Source organism: Paenibacillus ferrarius, from assembly GCF_002027705.1.
GTDB lineage: Bacteria > Bacillota > Bacilli > Paenibacillales > NBRC-103111 > Paenibacillus_E > Paenibacillus_E ferrarius.
In genome coordinates, this window is the sequence record NZ_MBTG01000023.1 from 1 (window position 1) to 13,848 (window position 13,848).

At 46.4% G+C, this 13,848-nt stretch carries 12 protein-coding genes; 11 read left to right on the forward strand and 1 reads right to left on the reverse strand.

The window, feature by feature from the left end; translation table 11 throughout:
• The first annotated feature begins 180 nt into the window (after nucleotides 1-180).
• The 5 genes from BC351_RS22650 (at nucleotide 181) to BC351_RS22670 (ending at nucleotide 5,501) form a co-directional block, all read left to right on the forward strand.
• Nucleotides 181-780, forward strand: coding sequence for an HD-GYP domain-containing protein (locus BC351_RS22650; protein WP_244209142.1), 600 nt, complete (start codon nucleotides 181-183; stop codon nucleotides 778-780).
• A 79-nt stretch (nucleotides 781-859) separates the two neighbouring features.
• The gene (locus tag BC351_RS22655) at nucleotides 860-2,869 is read left to right on the forward strand and encodes a putative bifunctional diguanylate cyclase/phosphodiesterase (protein WP_079415185.1); all 2,010 of its coding nucleotides are present in this window, start codon (nucleotides 860-862) and stop codon (nucleotides 2,867-2,869) included.
• Nucleotides 2,870-2,965: 96 nt separating this feature from the next.
• Entirely contained in the window at nucleotides 2,966-3,628 is a 663-nt protein-coding gene (locus BC351_RS22660) for a DUF2306 domain-containing protein (RefSeq protein ID WP_079415193.1), read from the forward strand.
• Nucleotides 3,629-3,837: 209 nt separating this feature from the next.
• A complete protein-coding gene (locus BC351_RS22665; RefSeq protein ID WP_079415195.1) occupies nucleotides 3,838-4,422 on the forward strand; it encodes a TetR/AcrR family transcriptional regulator in 585 nt (194 codons plus the stop codon).
• Nucleotides 4,422-5,501 (forward strand): DUF418 domain-containing protein, encoded by a 1,080-nt coding sequence (locus BC351_RS22670; protein WP_079415197.1) that lies wholly within the window; start codon nucleotides 4,422-4,424, stop codon nucleotides 5,499-5,501. Before BC351_RS22665 ends, BC351_RS22670 begins: the two co-directional genes overlap by 1 nt.
• An 83-nt stretch (nucleotides 5,502-5,584) precedes the next feature.
• On the opposite strand, the gene BC351_RS22675 is transcribed toward BC351_RS22670, so the two are convergent.
• Nucleotides 5,585-6,319, reverse strand: a complete 735-nt coding sequence (locus BC351_RS22675; protein WP_079415199.1) for a class I SAM-dependent methyltransferase — start codon at nucleotides 6,317-6,319, stop codon at nucleotides 5,585-5,587.
• A 334-nt stretch (nucleotides 6,320-6,653) separates the two neighbouring features.
• Here BC351_RS22675 and BC351_RS22680 point away from each other — a divergent pair, with 334 nt between their 5' ends.
• The 6 genes from BC351_RS22680 to BC351_RS22705 all read left to right on the forward strand — a co-directional run bounded on the left by BC351_RS22680 (nucleotide 6,654) and on the right by BC351_RS22705 (nucleotide 13,633).
• Complete coding sequence (locus BC351_RS22680; RefSeq protein ID WP_425270941.1) at nucleotides 6,654-7,517, forward strand: ABC transporter permease; 864 nt, start codon at nucleotides 6,654-6,656, stop codon at nucleotides 7,515-7,517.
• A 13-nt stretch (nucleotides 7,518-7,530) separates the two neighbouring features.
• Nucleotides 7,531-8,418: a carbohydrate ABC transporter permease gene (locus tag BC351_RS22685; RefSeq protein WP_079415203.1), complete on the forward strand. Its 888-nt coding sequence runs from the start codon at nucleotides 7,531-7,533 to the stop codon at nucleotides 8,416-8,418.
• Nucleotides 8,419-8,487: 69 nt separating this feature from the next.
• Nucleotides 8,488-10,161, forward strand: coding sequence for an extracellular solute-binding protein (locus tag BC351_RS22690; RefSeq protein WP_079415205.1), 1,674 nt, complete (start codon nucleotides 8,488-8,490; stop codon nucleotides 10,159-10,161).
• Between the two features lie 80 nt (nucleotides 10,162-10,241).
• Nucleotides 10,242-11,021, forward strand: coding sequence for a response regulator transcription factor (locus tag BC351_RS22695; protein WP_079415207.1), 780 nt, complete (start codon nucleotides 10,242-10,244; stop codon nucleotides 11,019-11,021).
• Complete coding sequence (locus tag BC351_RS22700; RefSeq protein WP_079415209.1) at nucleotides 11,011-12,798, forward strand: sensor histidine kinase; 1,788 nt, start codon at nucleotides 11,011-11,013, stop codon at nucleotides 12,796-12,798. The genes BC351_RS22695 and BC351_RS22700 overlap by 11 nt, the downstream gene beginning before the upstream one ends.
• Nucleotides 12,799-12,967: 169 nt before the next feature.
• Complete coding sequence (locus tag BC351_RS22705; RefSeq protein WP_079415211.1) at nucleotides 12,968-13,633, forward strand: PDDEXK family nuclease; 666 nt, start codon at nucleotides 12,968-12,970, stop codon at nucleotides 13,631-13,633.
• The last annotated feature ends 215 nt before the right edge of the window (nucleotides 13,634-13,848 follow it).

The following is a 13,848-nucleotide window of genomic DNA, read 5'->3' on the forward strand; positions in this document are numbered from 1 at the left end:
TCGAACAACTATTATTGTGCGAAGCCTATGTTTGGGAAGTAAAAGAAGGGGGAATTGTCGGGCTTGTTCATCGATGATCTCCTTCTGTTATGTCCTTAGAAATTAGCTAAAAGTAATCATCCCACTGTTAATTGTATAGTTCAAAAGCATTCCTATTCAAGCTGTATAGGATCAAAAGAGGTGCTTACCGTAGATAACCTATTGTTTTTGGGGAAAATGCGTCTGTTAGCAGAGAAGGATTTGCCCACATACCAGCATAGCTTAAGGGTTGGAGCACTCTGCAAACGAATGGCCGCTTATTTGCATTTGGATGAGCAGCAAACCAGTCAATTGGTGCAAGGGGGGTGCCTGCATGATATTGGAAAAGTAGGTATTCCCGACGGCATCCTAAATAAAACCTCACCTCTAACCCCCGGGGACTGGGCTTTCATTCGGCAACATCCCGAAGTGGGTACCACCATCATGCTGGAGCACGGAGATGTGGATAAGGAAATTATTGAAATCATTCAATATCATCATGAACGTTGGAATGGTGAGGGCTATCCCCACGGCTTAAAAGGATATGAAATTCCGGTATTCGCGCGAATTTGTGCGATTATCGATACCTACGATTCAATGGTTTCAGATCGTCCGTATCGCAGAGGTTTATCCTTCGAAGAGGCGGAGCAGGAGCTTTTACGCCATAGCGGCACGCAATTTGACTCTTATTATGTAGACTTATTTCTAAACTTGTTCCATACGGTAGGTGTGAATCCTATCTCGCAGGAGCTTCACGAATAAGATGGCGTTATAATGAAATAGCATCGAATTTAGTTTGCAGAATTATTTGTAACATTATGAATTTGTGAGGCTAACTATCATGTCTATGTCAGAAACCTTCGATCACATTGAAACACTTATTGTTATATTAATTCTTACATCGCTGGCTATGTACGTATTTTTTGCTTTTTATGAAATCAAGTATGAACAACACAAAGAACAAAGGAACTTCATTGATAATATTATTGCTTTTTCCATGCTTTGGATTATTGAATGTATCGTGATCGTGCTTTCCTTCCTATACTACAATCAAGCAGAGCGCAGCAATGCTTTGTTGGAAATCATGACGATAGCAGCAACCGTTGCCTTCGTTGTGGTGTGGGGTGCCCTCGATTTATTCCACAAGAAAAGGATTCAGTTTCGTCCGCTTTTTACTGCGAGCACGATTCTGACCTTAGCCGTTATCCTCTGTTATTGGTTTCAATTATCGTTTCATACGTTGCTTAATCTATCCTCGGGATTATTATCGATCATGTCCCTTCTGTTTGGTATCGCAGCTTTTCAAAAGAATAAGTATGTCGCTCGCATAGGACTCCTGTACTTATTCAGTGGGAGCATCATCATTATCGTCATAAATAACGCTCATGTCAGACTGACCTTTCATCTCATGCTCACGTTGGATCTCGCCTTTTCTATGTTGTTAATGGTCGGTTTCTTCATTCATTACTGCGAACTCTATTCCATTAGTATTCTGGATCATATACGAAACATCCAACAAAAAAACGAACGATTATCGGAAGCAGAACAACGCATCAAACAATTAGCATACTCGGATCCCGTCACGAAGCTCAAAAATGTGTATCAACTGCAAGAGGATCTCCCTTTATTTAATTCCAGGCGGCTTGCAAGCCCCTCTCAGCAAATCCAATTTATTTTAATCAATGTACACAACTTTAAAAATTTCAGCAACTGGGTCGGGTATAACAAGGGGAATACGACCTTATTTGAAATTGCCTTTCGACTTCAGAACTTATGCAAAGACCAAGATGAGATTTTCAGATTCAACTATGATCAATTCATCCTTGTGCACTTTGGCGATCGGGAGACGTGCCAGCAATTAATCTCTAACATTCAGGATATGTTTAGAGACAGCCTTTTTTACGGGCGAAACTTCGAGACCTATCTCGGAGCAACAGAAGGCTCCGCCTCTCCAAAAACGTTAGATATGCTCATTAAAGAAATGGAATTGGCTTCCCAAACAGCCTTTATTGAGAAGAAGTTCTTTTGTTATTACAGTGATGAAATGTTCCAAGTGCTTGTGCAGCAGCTGTCGATGGAACAAGATTTGCGCACGGCTTCCGAAGAGAACGCTTGGGAGGTTGTTTATCAGCCAAAACTTTCTTTAGACAACAATGCGATCGTGGGAGCTGAAGCCCTGTTGCGTTGGAACCGCCACGGCACTTATATTTCACCGGATGTCTTCATACCAATAGCGGAACAGATGGGGCTTATCCAAGAGATTGGCTATCATGTCATTAGAACGGCTTGTTCTTTCCTTAAGCAGATTCAGTTAACAGAGAGCAGATCCATGGTCATCTCGATTAACTTGTCCCCTTCTCAGTTGATGGAGCCTGATTTTGTAGATAACGTTCTGAAGATTACTAAGCACTATGATATCCACCCTTCTTCTATCACATTTGAGATTACCGAATCGACATTCATCAGCCATATCGAACGCGTTAATGAAACGATTCAACTCCTGAAAGATCAAGGATTCTCTTTCTCACTGGATGATTTCGGCGTAGGTTATTCATCTATTCACTACTTTTCGCGGTTAAATGTGGATGAAGTGAAGCTCGATAAAACCTTCACGGAGAGTCTTACCTATGACATGAAAAATCGCATTATTCTGCATTCTATCGTCACCATGGCGAAAACATTGGGCATTGCTATCGTCATTGAAGGTGTGGAACAAAAAGAGCAACTCGAAATCATTAAGGAATTAAAATGCGACTTTTATCAGGGCTATTATTTTAGCAAACCTGTCCCTCCAGGCGAAATGCTGCAATTGCTTTCCTTGCAATACCAAACTTCGCTATCTCAGTCTTAAGTCGGAGTCATCCCCCATCAAAGGTCGGTTTAAGAGCAATCTTTGTAGTGTTAAGCTTGATATTACAAAGATTTGCCATTTGAGGGAGGATCGATCATGAAGGACAGAAGCACGGCGCAAAAGTGGTCTTTTGGTATTTTAGCTTTCTTGGCAGTCGCCATCGGGATTTATGCCTTAGCGTTATACGGACTTCCTGAGGGGCTTCGAAAGCAAATGTTCGTAACGAGTAAAGGCACACTTCCCGAACTATGGTACAGCGTATTATGGGCGCATGCCGTATCCGCCGGAATCGCGCTCGCGATCGGATGGATCCAGTTCATCCAGAGGCTTCGCCGAAGCATGCCCAATGTTCACCGCACCATCGGCTATTTATATGCCGTTATGATTGCAATTGCAGGCGTCACAGGCTTGTATCTCGCTTTCTATGCCTCTGGGGGATGGTTCGGCCGAATCGGCTTTGGCACACTCTCGCTAATGTGGCTGTTCACTCTCTATCGCAGTCTCAGGAGCATCATCGTCGACCGTAATCCCACCGAGCATGGGCAATGGATGCTGCGCAACTACGCCCTCACCTGCGCGGCTATTACTCTCCGCATCTATACCCCGCTGGCAGCCGTACTCTTCGGACTGGGTACGAACGATTCCTTCATCGTGATTGCTTGGCTGGCCTGGATCCCCAACCTCCTGTTTGCTCAGCGGCTCATCAATCTTAAGAAATCGCGCAGCCTTTATAAATCAACAGTTCGCAGACAGTTATAGACAGCCGTTTGGCATAAGGGACAAGATCTTGCTTTAGCGGAAACAACTGGCGGGGACGGATGGAAATATGGCGGTTTCCGTCCCCGCTTCCAAGAGAATCTGCTGCTCTGCGGATACATTCATATTCTCATACTTGACATCGTACTAAAAGCCTTATATATTCTACTTACCGAACGGTAAGTAGAATATATGGAAAAGGATGTGAAGTTATGAATACAATTTCCACCTATACGACAATACTGGAAACCAGTTATCGCTTATTTGCTGAGCACGGCTTTGACAAAACAAGCATGACCATGATTGCCAAAGAAGTGGGACTGTCCAAGCCCGCGTTGTACTATCACTTTTTGTCCAAGGAAGCCATTATCCAGATGCTCTTTGAGGAGCTATGCAAAAGCATCGGGTTTAGCAGCTTTTTTCGTATTGAGGAATATACCCAAAATAATTTCGAAGAAAAATTCATTGCTGATGGACTCCAAATCATTCATAAGCAGCAGACAGACATGTATTATTCACGTATTTTAAATCAGTATCAAGCACTAGGTTATCGAAATCCAGCGTATTCCCAAAAGCTAGTTCAAATCTTAGAAGGATTTACAGCAGGCTTTGCTGAGTTGTTGGTTCACGGCGTCTCCATCGGGGCTATTGCGACTCTTGATGTGCTTACAAAGGCACAAATGTTAACCATGATTATTGACAGCATGGATAATTTCATGAGCTACGGCTTAGCGTATGGTTATGAAAACATATGGACTACAGCTGTTAAGTCGCTCATCAAGGGAGAGTCCGCCTAATGAATCCGTCCACTGAGCGAATAACTGCTCTCGATTACGCCAGAGCCTGGGCGATCTTCGGGATGATTATCGTTAACTATAAACTTGCGATGCAGGCAGAGAACGATGGGGCAGCTTGGTTGAGAGCAATCGCAGGCCTGTTTGAAGGTCGGGCTTCTGCCCTATTTGTCATACTGGCAGGTATCGGCGTGTCCCTTATGTGCGCCAAAGCAAGAATTTCGATGGACAAGGAACTTATTCGTCACAAACGCAACAGCCTGCTTCGCCGTTCGGCTTTCCTGCTGGCAACCGGCCTGCTTCTGCTGCTGCTGGGATGGACTGCTGATATTTTACACTATTACGCGGTGTTCATGCTGATTGCCTCGGCGCTGATTACCGTATCCGATAACAAAATACTTGGTCTATTCGCAGGCACTCTGCTCCTATCACAAATATTTCTGCTTGTCTTTGATTACAGCAAAGGCTGGGATTCGAGTTTTCATACGTACCTGGACTTTTGGACGATCAATGGGTTTATTCGAAATCTTACTTTAAATGGATTCCATCCTATCTTTCCTTGGGCATGCTTCTTCCTCTTTGGGATGTGGATGGGTCGGAAGCGTTGGATGGACAGGGAAAACCAACCGAAGCTGCTGCTCTATGCCCTATCAGGAACGGTGATCTTGGAGGTGCTGTCCTACTTATTGATCAATTTAACCTCATCTGTGCTCGACAAAGACTCCGCCAGCTTTCTATTTTCGACGAAGCCCATGCCTCCCACCTTATTCTACGTCCTCTCCAGCACTTGCTCATCGTTAGCCATCATTGCCATCAGTCTATTGGTGGTCAATAGATTCAGGGATTCCCTGCTAACCAAGGCGATTATCCGAACCGGACAGCTGTCTTTATCACATTATATCGGGCATGTTATCATCGGCTTGGGCTTTCTTGAAGCACTGGACTATTTGGAAAACGGCAACCTCGCATTTGCAGTCACCTATGCCTGTGCCTATTTCGCTGCTGCCATCCTCTTTTCTTATGCTTGGAGAACACGGATGCAACGGGGACCGGTCGAGCTGCTCATGAGAAAGATCACTTGATGAGCAACCTTTCATCAAACGCAAACAACCGTCTAAACCCGCTTTATCTGGGCTTAGACGGTTGGCATATAGGCGATATGCAGCTACTGTTTAACCGCTGCAAGCAGCAAGAACATCGGACGGCGCGTTTCTTCTTCCCAGGCAGGATTGCTTGCCAGCATATCCGCTGTCGGTTGAAGTTCGGACATTTTCGTTAGGCTAAAACCGGATTCAATCAATGCATTCACATAGCTCGAAACATTCCGATGGTATTTGGTGACATCATTGTCCAGAAATCTTGCCTGACGCGGACCTTCAAGATGGTAGTTGTCAACAGGCCAATGCAGCTTGGCACCTTGCGAATCGTAATGCCAGTCTTGTGCCTCAATCGCGGTAAAGATCGGATGTTCAACGGAGAGCACGAAGGTGCCGCCAGGCGCAAGATAGCGATAGATTTGACGGCAGATGCTATCGAAATTCTCAACATAGTGGAGTGCAAGAGAGCTTATCACCACGTCGAATTCCCCTTCGGTGAAGTCGATATCTTCAATCGCCAGACGTCGATATTCAATCTGTGGATCGTTGGTCATTGCTCTGGCCCGATCCAGCATATTCTCCGACAAGTCTACCCCCACCACAGAGCGCGCCTGCTCCTCACGCGCATAACGGCAATGCCAGCCAAAACCGCAGCCAAGATCAAGCACCCTTTTATCTTCCAGTTCAGGAAGCAAGGCACGAAAAGCCGTCCATTCCCCCGCCGCATCCAATCCGCCGATCGAACGAGGCATTTGGCTATAATTCGCGAAGAATCCTGATTCATCATATTTGTTCTGTTTCATATCCAAGAAGCCTCCTAGTTAAATCTTGTCGTTCACATTGTGCATAATGCCATTCGTGCCCATCTATACTTTACCTCTAAACCGTGATTAGTATCTAATGATAATTTGATTTTAATCAATTATGCGTTTCATTGATTTGTATCAGATTTCATTGTTTATACAAGTAGGCGGCACTTCCCCTTAACCGTTAAGATGGGAACATATCACCATCAACCAAATAGAAAGGGTGGTCGGTTTGAGAGAACCCCCAGCTATGGTCCGCACGAATCAACCATCGGCTCCCCTCCGCAAATCCATCTTTGCGGCCTGGCTTCGTCAATGGTCCTTGCAGATCATGGTGCTTCCTGCACTTGCACTCATTCTCGTCTTTAGCTATTTTCCTATGTACGGCGTCATTATCGCGTTTCAGAACTATTCTGTTTTCAAAGGATTTTGGGTCAGTCCTTGGGTTGGACTCAAGCATTTCTCGGACTTCTTCCATTCCCCTGAACTTTATGTCGTCATGCGCAACACCTTGGTCATCAGTTTCCTAAAGCTCTTCTTCGGATTTCCAGCACCGATTCTGCTGGCGATTCTGCTGAATGAAGTGAGGCACAAATTCTTCAAACAAATCGTGCAAACGGTAACGTACCTGCCGCACTTCATTTCCTGGGTCATTGTAGCCAACTTTGCCATAACCCTGCTGTCCACGGATAATGGAAGCTTGAATATGCTGCTTCAAGGCTTAGGAATCATCGACCAACCAATTCCGTATCTGTCCGTCCCTCATTATTTCTGGACAATTATCGTGACCACGAATGTATGGAAGGAAATCGGATTCGCTTCGATTGTTTATTTGGCCGCCATTGCCTCCATTGATCCTCATTTATATGAATCTGCTGCTATCGATGGAGCAAGCCGTTTCCGAATGATGATTTTGATAACGCTTCCATGTATACTGCCTGTCGTCGTCATCTTCTTCATCCTGGCCATTGGCAACTTGCTGAATGCAGGCTTCGACGATTTGCTGCTGCTCGGTGTGAACCCCGCGCTGCGTGATGTATCGGACGTTATCGATACGTATGTGTATCGTCTTGGCATTAGGCTGAATCGGTACTCCTTTGCAACTGCCGTCGGCCTCTTTAAGGCCGTAGTTAGTGTCGGACTGCTTACGCTCGCTAACTTCTGGGCGCGGCGATCCGGCAACAGTCTATGGTAACAGGAGGGCTCGAATGAAAACGGCCATTGATGATCGTATTTTTCAGCTTATCGTATATATCTCTCTTGCCTTGCTCGCTTTTGTCACGTTCTACCCATTCTGGAATGCGTTAGTCGTTTCCTTTAATGAAGGCATGGACACGACGCTTGGCGGCATCACCTTCTGGCCGCGAAAGTTTACCTTCGAGAATTATGGCTATGTCCTGAAAGACACGCGTATCTTGACAGGCTTCGGCATTTCTATTGCGCGAACCCTCTCCGGCACGTTTCTTACGATGGCTGGAACAGCCATCTTCGCCTACGGCATGTCCCGCAAAGAGTTGATTGGTCGCCGGTATTATATGATTTTCGCGATCATCACCTTATATTTTGGCGGCGGGCTGATTCCGACTTATCTCTTAATCCGCGGCTTAGGCATGTTCAATACCTTCTGGGTATATATCATCCCTTCCATCATCAGTGTGTGGAGCATGATTATATTTCGCACGTTCTTCCGGGAAATACCTTCCGGACTTGAGGATGCGGCTCGCATCGACGGCTGCGGCTATTGGGGGACGTTCCTGCGCGTCGTGCTTCCCCTATCGGGTCCTGTCTTAGCGACTCTGTCGCTTTTTACGGCTATAGCCCATTGGAATGACTGGTTTGTGGCCTCCATCTATATCAATAATGAGAATTTGATCCCCGTGCAGACGCTGCTGAAGCGGACGATTGATTCGAACATTTCAAGGGAATTAGTATCGGACAGCGCAGCTTCAAGCTTTATTGCCAAAACACAAACCTATACAACCAAATCGCTCATTATGGCGACCATGATGGTGACGACACTTCCGATCGTCATTGTCTATCCTTTTTTACAGCGATTTTTCGTTAAAGGCGTGCTTGTTGGTTCTTTAAAAGAGTAAGGGAGACTGGCTGCAGGGCAATCCGCTTTGAGCATAGAACATTAAAGAATGGGAAGGGGTTCATCGCACATGAAGATTTTGTTTAAAAAGAGTACAGGATCGCTGGCTTTGCTTGTCGCACTTGGAGCCATCATCGCTGGATGCACGAACACTGACAAACCGCAGCCGGGGGCAAGCACAACGCCTGGGCCGGCAGGGACTGCTGCGCCAACCTCCAAGGGAGCGTCCGGAGTCTGGCAGCTAGGTAGCGAACCCTTCAGCTTTTCCATATACGGGCATTATGACTGGTATACCATGCCGCAGTGGGGAAAAGATATGTTCTCCAAAAATGTGGCCGAAGCCAAGAAACTTACGATTACTTCGGTTAACTCCGGCGGGAATGCAGAGGCCAAGCTCAATACACTCATCGTCGGAGGGGACCTTCCTGATGTCATATGGGGAGACCGCGACAAGTTTGAGCGATTAAGAGAGAATGGTGCCTTGACTCCGCTCGACCCGTATCTCGACAAATACCCGAACCTGAAGAAATGGGCCGGAGACGACATTCTTAATATGCTGCGCGCCAAAGACGGGAAGCTGTATATGTTCCCGAACTGGTACACCAATAAGCCTACGGGCAACGCCGGATATGTCGTTAACAAGAAAATCTACAATGAACTGGGCAAGCCGAAGCTGGAAACAACCGATGACTTATACGCTTATTTAAAGCTGGTCAAAGAGAAATACCCGAACATCATTCCATTCGAGCCTGGGCAAGCCCAAGAAGGCAAAGGTGTCGACATTCTGTACTCGGCTTTCGCGGAAAACAATCCGGCCAGTTATGCAGGTACACTGCGCGCCGTGCCGAAGGACGGCAAATTCACCTCCCTTTTCGCTGACCCCGTGTATAAAGAAGCGATGGTCTACGTAAACAAGCTTCACCGCGAAGGGCTCATGACGCAGGATGCTCTCACACAAACCGTGGATCAAGTCCGTGAGAAAATCAATACAGGCCGCGTAGCCGTATACGCTGACGTGACCGCCATTGAATATGCTTCCAAAGGGCATGCACAATTGATCAAAAACGATCCAAACGCCGGATATTTCATGATCTGGCCGATTCATAAAGCCGGATTGGATAAAAATAAAATCATGGTTGCCCACTACGACCGTCTGGGTTGGAACGCTGCGGCGATTACCACGAAGGCCAAAAATCCTGAGAAGATTTTCGCCGCCTTGGATTGGATGACGGGTCCGGAAGGCACACGCGATATCATTTGGGGACCAGAGGGTACGTACTGGAAAGGCACAGATGCCGACGGTCTGCCTAACCTGACGGATAAATTCTTTAGTGAGCCGGAAGAACGCACGAAAAATATGAATGCGACGAACGATCTGCAATTTGTTGGCAATGCCACACTCAACGATAAAATCAAAGTAAAAGCCGAGCTCTCCTTACCGGAAGAAAAGCGTTCATGGGAAACGAAATATCAAGACGCAATCACCTGGAAAACACATATGGATTTAACAGCAATGCGTGGGATTGAACCTCCGCAGGATAGCGAAGAAGGCATTATTCGTGAACGTTGGATTGAATTGTACAAAAAAGTTCGCGGCCAAGCGATTTTAGCGAAAAGCGAGCAAGAAGTCGGGGAAATCATCGCCAAAGGTGAAAAAGATGCGCAAACACTGGGTGTTCAGAAATTACATGACTATTTAACTAAGAAATGGAAGGAAAACGAAGCTAAGATGAAGAAAAAATAAGGAATGGGACAGGGTGTGCCACTTGGCACACCCCCTTTCCATAAGAATGAAAGACTCTATCATTCGGGAGGGGGCACCTTATGTATAAAGTATTAATCGCAGACGATGAAACGCTGGATTTGGAAGGCATGCAAACCTTTATCCCGTGGGAGTCGCTTGGCATGGAAATCGTCGGTGCCGTGACGAACGGATTCTCTGCTTGTGAACTGATCGAGCGGCACAAAGTGGATGTGCTTGTGACCGATATCCATATGCCCAATATGTCCGGCCTGGAGCTGGCTAAACGTGTGCGGGAACGCTTTCCCGAAGTACGGGTCGTTTTTGTAAGCGGCTATCGCGATTTCCATTATGTAAAGGAAGCGCTCGCATTGAAAGCTTATAGTTACGTTCTGAAGCCAATGAACGAAGCTGAGCTTATCGACTCCCTAACGCTTATCCGCGCGGATTTGGATGAAGCAGCACGACGAGCGCAAGCCGAGCTCGACACACAGCGGCGGCCAACATCGGGCTTGCCAGGTGGGGAGACGGCTGTTGGCGGCAAAAACATGAAGCTGATCCAAGAAATGATCCTCTCCATGCGGGAGCGTTTGGATCAGGCATTGACGCTCAAAGAGGAAGCGGACCGATTCGACTTCTCCCCTAATTATTTGGGCCAGTTGTTCAAGGAGGCCACAGGCCAAACGTTTCATGAGTATTTGGCCGCTCTTCGCATGGAGAAGGCTGGGGAACTGCTGCGTAATCCGAAGCTGCGGATTTATGAGGTGGCCTATCAGGTCGGCTACAGATATATGCCCTATTTTAGCAAACAGTTTAAAGAAACCTACCTAATGACGCCCGTGGAATTCCGCAATGGCTTATAAATCGCCGACAGAAGAACACAAATTTATTCCGTTTGGTTATAAACTAATGTTCTCGTATCTTATCATTACGCTCATTCATGTCCTTGTTTTTGGCTATTTTGCCAATTGGATATTCGTTGATTCTGCCCGCAAAAAAACAAGCGATAACGTGCAGGCCGCTTTAAGTCAGATGAAAGACAATATACGTTTCAAAATGATGGATACGGTGCGGTTGTCCGACATGATGTACTACGACGATACCCTCGCAGCTCGCTTAAGACAATATCAAGAAGGTTGGTACAGCTACGAATCCACCACGCAGTATTTGATACCCAAGTTCAATAGCGTCCTGAAGTCAACCAACCGCCGCACTTCGCTTGTTGTCTATTTGCGCAACGAAACACTTCCAGAAATATACAATTATTACAACGACAGCGATCCGCTTACGTATGCAGGCAAAAGCTATGATTTGTACCATCTGCAGCGTATCGAGGATCGCTCTTGGTATCAGAATTTCCCCCCTGAGAAATATGGAGAAACGATGATGTGGCAGCAAGTAGAGCGGGACATTGAGTTCGGCAATATCTCGCTGCTGCGGCGTATGGTGGATACAGCCCGCCTCAAGCCCAACATGGATATTGGATTCATGCGGCTTACGGTTAAATTGTCAGATCTGTTCGAAACCGTATCTCCGGATTTTGGCGAGGGCACTTCGGTTCGAATTGAGAACGGCAGCGGTCAGGTTCTATATGAACGTGGTTCGCCATTGAACAGCTCTGGGAAACAAGCAAGTGATAAGGAATTTCTTACGATTAAAGAGCCTTTTGGCAATATGGATTGGCAGTTGATTACGAACATCCCTAAAGCCTGGGTCGAGAAGGATGCGCGCAAAGTTAAATTATTGACGGCCGGCATTGGATCCATTAGCTTTCTGCTATTCGTCTGCGTGGGCATCTTCCTCTCCGGTTATTTCTCCAGACGGGTTTCCCGTATCGTGATGGTGCTGGATTCCTTCCGCAACGGCGATTTCCGTAAACGTATCCGGTTCAAAGGGCGCGATGAATTCTCTACGATTTCAGAGTCGATCAACGATATGGTTCAGCATATCGATACCTTGATTCAACAAGTATATGTCACTGGTTTGAAAAAGAAAGAGGCTGAACTGGAGTCCCTGCAAGCCCAAATTAATCCGCACTTTCTTTACAATACCTTGTCATCTATCAGTCTGATGGCCAAGTTCGGTCAGGTTGAACAACTGCATCGAATGGTCAGCAATTTAGCTTTATTTTATCGATTATCCTTAAATGAAGGACGTACGATTATCCCTGTTGCCAATGAATTGGAACAAGCAAAAGCTTATTTGGATATTCAAAAGGCGAAATACACAGACCGCTTGGAAGCCTTGTTTGAGGTCGATCCCGCTATTTTGAAATATGAAATGGTCAAGCTGCTCATTCAGCCTTTTCTGGAAAATGTGCTTAAGCATGCGTGGTGCGGAGACCGTGTCCATATTCGGGTAACAGGCCAGAAAATCGGTGATGATCTTGAGTTTCGCATTATCGACGATGGGGTGGGCATGACGGCCGAAACGTTGCGTCGGTTGAATGCCGATGATGGGAATGAGCACGCTGTTGGTTACGGGATCCGCAACGTCAGGCAGCGAGTCCAGCTGCATTATGGCAAAGTATACGGCGTTCGGATACACAGTCGGCTGGGCATCGGTACCTCCGTGTCCATTCGGATTCCTTGCGTAACGAGGAAAACTCCTTACGTGGATAAAGACGAGACTGGGGTTTAACATGGACTAAAAGATTGCTTATCCGCGTTTTGGTGCAGGAACTTGGATTTTTTTCACTTTTATTCCGTTGGATAAATGGTATAATACGATCTAGACGAAGAACGTCCTTCAGCCGCTTCCGGCAATAAGGACGTTCTTTTTTTTCATTTATGGAGGAGGAATACGGCCCGTGGAATTCGAAAAAGTGCACAAGGAATTTCTGGAGCACCATTTGGCTCACAGATATGGAGAGAGAAAAGGACGATTGCTCAGAGGGCATCGGCATGCCGAAAAGCTGCTGCTTCAACATGTATGGCGGCCCTTGTTTGGGTCACTGGAGTATTTGCATCCCGAATATGAAATCTACGACTGGAATCGCAAATCCCAATTTCTCGACTTCGCTTTCCTTCCTCCGTATGGTCGTTTCGGGATTGAGTGCGATGGCTTCCAAAGCCATGTGAAAGATATGGATCGGGAGAAATCCAGCTACGCCTTGAATCGAGATACCTTTCTAACAGGAATGGGGTGGAAAATGATCCATTTCTCGTATGATGATGTGCAGAATCGTCCCGAGGTTTGTCGAATGCTTCTACAGCTGGTTATGAGTCCTTATCTGATTCGGAATCAAGCCATTCGCCCAGCTGTATTAGCGGAGAAAGAAGTGCTTCGTTTAGCTTGGAGCCTCGGAAGATGGATACGACCGAAGGATGTGTCCGATCATCTGGAGGTCGATTTCCGAACAGCCCGCAAATGGCTGCGTACCTTAGTCGAAAAGGGCTGGCTGGAGCCAATCGCAAGAGGCGATGACGTCCGCTATTACAAGTTGAAGGAAGGAACACTGGCGCACATCATGTAAGTGTGGCAGCCTGTGTGTGCCTAATGGATTTTGTACAGTGAAACATGAGGTATGAGTAAGGCGGAGCAGCTGCACTGGAATTTCTACAGTGTAATCTTCCTAAAATGGAATTGTTCCGCCCAAGTGGCTATTTGACTGGATGTTTTCCAATGTTAAGCAGCGATATTGGGTTAATGGGGGAATTCTGCTGCACATTTTCCAATGGAGCATCAACT